The following is a 4,064-nucleotide window of genomic DNA, read 5'->3' as shown; positions in this document are numbered from 1 at the left end:
CCTCTCGTACTATGGGCAGGGCTCCTCAAGATTCCAACGAGCGCAGAGGATAGAGACCAAACTGTCTCACGACGTTCTGAACCCAGCTCGCGTGCCGCTTTAATCGGCGAACGGCCGAACCCTTGGGACCTGCTCCAGCCCCAGGATGCGACGAGCCGACATCGAGGTGCCAAACCATCCCGTCGATATGGACTCTTGGGGATGATCAGCCTGTTATCCCCGGGGTACCTTTTATCCGTTGAGCGATGCCGCGTCCGTACGCCGGCACCGGATCACTATCTCCGACTTTCGTCCCTGCTCGACCCGTCGGTCTCGCAGTCAAGCTCCCTTGTGCGATTGCACTCAACACCCGATTGCCAACCGGGCTGAGGGAACCCTTGGGCGCCTCCGTTACTCTTTGGGAGGCAACCGCCCCAGTTAAACTACCCGCCAGGCACTGTCCCTGGCCGGGATGACCGGCCGAGGTTAGAGGCCAGATGAGGACAGAGCGGTATTTCACATTCCGGCTCCACGGATGCTGGCGCACCCGCTTCGAAGCCTCCCGCCTATGCTACACAGTCCGCACCTAACGCCAATACCAAGGTATAGTAAAGGTCCCGGGGTCTTTTCGTCCTTCTGCGCTTAACGAGCATCTTTACTCGTACTGCAATTTCGCCGAGCTCCTGGTCGAGACAGTGGGGAAGTCGTTACGCCATTCGTGCAGGTCGGAACTTACCCGACAAGGAATTTCGCTACCTTAGGATGGTTATAGTTACCACCGCCGTTTACCGGGGCTTGAATTCACCGCTGCCCCCTCCGAAGAGGGATGACGGATCCTCTTAACCTTCCGGCACCGGGCAGGCGTCAGTGCATATACAGCGACTTACGTCTTCGCATGCACCTGTGTTTTTGGTAAACAGTCGCTACCCCCTGGTCTGTGCCGCCCCCACCGGCTCCGCGCGCAAGGCGCCTCACCGGCAGGGGCCTCCCTTATACCGAAGGCACGGGAGTGATTTGCCGAGTTCCTTGACCAGGATTCGCTCGATCGCTTTGGTATACTCTACCTGACCACCAGTGTCGGTTTAGGGTACGGGCGGCGCCACTCCTCACGCCGAAGCTTTTCTCGACGGAACGGCACACCGGATTCGGGGCACAAGACCCCCCATCATCACACCTCGCGCTCATGCCGGGCGGATTTGCCTGCCCGACGCGCCGCATGCTTGACCACGGATAACCACCACCGCGGCCCGGCTCCCGTTCCGTGTCACTCCCGCGCTACCCGCCACGCATCCACACGCCGGTCCCATGCCATCGGACGGTCCGAAGACCATCACCCGACACGGGTAAGGGCACGCTTCCACGTCTTGGATTGGACGGCTTGACGCCGGTAGGAGAATATCGACTCCTTCATCCATTCGACTACGCCTGTCGGCCTCGCCTTAGGACCCGACTCACCCGGGGACGACGAACGTGGCCCCGGAACCCTTGGTCATCCAGCGGACGGGATTCTCACCCGCCTCTCGCTACTCATGTCTGCATTCTCACTTCCACGCGGTCCACGGCCGGCTCACGCCGCCGCTTCGCCCCACGCGGAACGCTCTCCTACCCAGCACAGCAAACTGCGCTGCCGCGTCTTCGGTGGCGTGCTTGAGCCCCGCTACATTATCGGCGCGGAACCACTAGACCAGTGAGCTGTTACGCACTCTTTCAAGGATGGCTGCTTCTGAGCCAACCTCCTGGCTGTCTATGCGACTCCACATCCTTTCCCACTTAGCACGCGCTTAGGGACCTTAGACGACGATCTGGGCTGTCTCCCTCTCGACGACGGAGCTTATCCCCCGCCGACTCACTGCCGCGATACACCTCACACGTATTCGGAGTTTGGCTGCTGTCGGTACCCGATACGGGCCCTCAAGCATCCAGTAGCTCTACCCCATGGAGGCACTCACGCGACGCTGCACCGAAATGCATTTCGGAGAGAACCAGCTATCACGGAATTTGATTGGCCTTTCACCCCTAGCCCCAGGTCATCGGCCCGGTTTTCAACCCAGGTCCGTTCGGTCCTCCACGCGGTCTTACCCGCGCTTCAACCTGCCCAGGGCTAGATCATCCCGCTTCGGGTCCAGGACACGCGACTGGAAACGCCCTTATCGGACTCGCTTTCGCTACGGCTGCCCCACACGGGTTAGCCTCGCCACGCACCACTGACTCGCAGACTCATTTTTCGATAGGCACGCCGTCACCCCGAAAGGCTCCGACGGATTGTAGGCACACGGTTTCAGAAACTCTTTCACTCCCCTCCCGGGGTGCTTTTCACCTTTCCCTCACGGTACTCGTACGCTATCGGTCAGACAGGAATATTCAGGCTTACCCCACGGTCGGGGCCGATTCACACGGGATTCCACGAGTCCCGCGCTACTTGGGAACAAGAACCGGCAGGCGGCGCGCCTTCGGCTACGGGGCCATCACCCTCTACGGCCGGGAATTCAATCCCGTTCGCCTCACACGCCGCTTTATCACTGCCGCCGGGCCCGTCGGAGCCCGGACGCCAAGTCCCACAACACCCATGCCGCAACCCCCGACGGGTCTCACACGGCACCGGTTTGGCCATCATCCGCTTTCGCTCGCCACTACTCACGGAATATCCTTTCCTGCAGGTACTGAGATGTTTCACTTCCCTGCGTACCCCCCGCACGAATGCGGTGCCGGCCCATAACAGCCGGCGGGTTACCCCATTCGGACACCCTCGGATCAAAGCCCTGTCGGCGGCTCCCCGAGGCCTATCGCGGCCCCACGCGTCCTTCATCGGTCCTGTCTGCCAAGGCATCCACCATGCGCCCTTGCCGACAACACGACCACAGGCCATGCCACGACAACAACAACTGCGAACTGCCAGACGACAAATCATCACACTAAACGATCACAAAACGATCGACCCGAACCCACTCAAAAATAGGCTCGGACGAAACAATACAGCAGACAGCCAGCCTGAAAAGCCGGCCATCCGCTCGCGTCCACTATCCAGTTCTCAAACCACCAGCGCACCGACGACACCCGACACGGGGCAACACCCCCACACGGGAACCGACGGGCGGCGGGAACACCACCAACAAGGGTGGCGGTCCGGGAACCCAACAGCGCATCCATGCCACAGCCCTCCGACCGTTCCACGCCAGCACGCCCACGCCAACCGGCCGACCGGCCGGACCCGCAGGCACGACCCCCACGCAGACCGCGCAGAGGAATTTCCATAATCTCCGTAGAAAGGAGGTGATCCAGCCGCACCTTCCGGTACGGCTACCTTGTTACGACTTAGTCCCAATCGCGGACCTCACCTTAGACGGCTCCCCCCCTTGCGGGTTGGGCCACCGGCTTCGGGTGCTGCCCACTTTCATGACTTGACGGGCGGTGTGTACAAGGCCCGGGAACGCATTCACCGCGGCGTTGCTGATCCGCGATTACTAGCGACTCCGCCTTCACGGAGCCGGGTTGCAGGCTCCGATCCGAACTGAGACCGGTTTTCAGGGATCCGCTCCATGTCACCATGTCGCATCCCGTTGTACCGGCCATTGTAGCATGCGTGAAGCCCTGGACGTAAGGGGCATGATGATCTGACGTCATCCCCACCTTCCTCCGGGTTAACCCCGGCGGTCCCCCGTGAGTTCCCACCATAACGTGCTGGCAACACGAGGCGAGGGTTGCGCTCGTTGCGGGACTTGACCCAACATCTCACGACACGAGCTGACGACGACCATGCACCACCTGTGAACCGGCCCCGAAGGGAAACCGCGTCTCCGCGGCCGTCCGGCACATGTCAAGCCCAGGTAAGGTTCTTCGCGTTGCATCGAATTAATCCGCATGCTCCGCCGCTTGTGCGGGCCCCCGTCAATTTCTTTGAGTTTTAGCCTTGCGGCCGTACTCCCCAGGCGGGATGCTTAACGCGTTAGCTCCGACACGGAACCCGTGGAACGGGCCCCACATCCAGCATCCACCGTTTACGGCGTGGACTACCAGGGTATCTAATCCTGTTCGCTCCCCACGCTTTCGCTCCTCAGCGTCAGTGACGGCCCAGAGACCTGCCTTCG

At 61.2% G+C, this 4,064-nt stretch carries 2 rRNA genes; both read right to left on the bottom strand.

Features of this window, described 5'->3' with window-relative positions:
• Positions 1–2,833 (bottom strand): 23S ribosomal RNA (locus tag CI601_RS06805); the annotation flags it as partial.
• A gap of 409 nt (positions 2,834–3,242) precedes the next feature.
• Positions 3,243–4,064, bottom strand: a 16S ribosomal RNA gene (locus tag CI601_RS06800); the annotation flags it as partial.

The organism is Bifidobacterium sp. wkB344, from assembly GCF_003688305.1.
GTDB classification, from domain to species: domain Bacteria; phylum Actinomycetota; class Actinomycetes; order Actinomycetales; family Bifidobacteriaceae; genus Bombiscardovia; species Bombiscardovia mizhiensis.
Note: the sequence above shows the minus strand (reverse complement) of the source record. Positions and strands in the feature narration are given on the sequence as shown.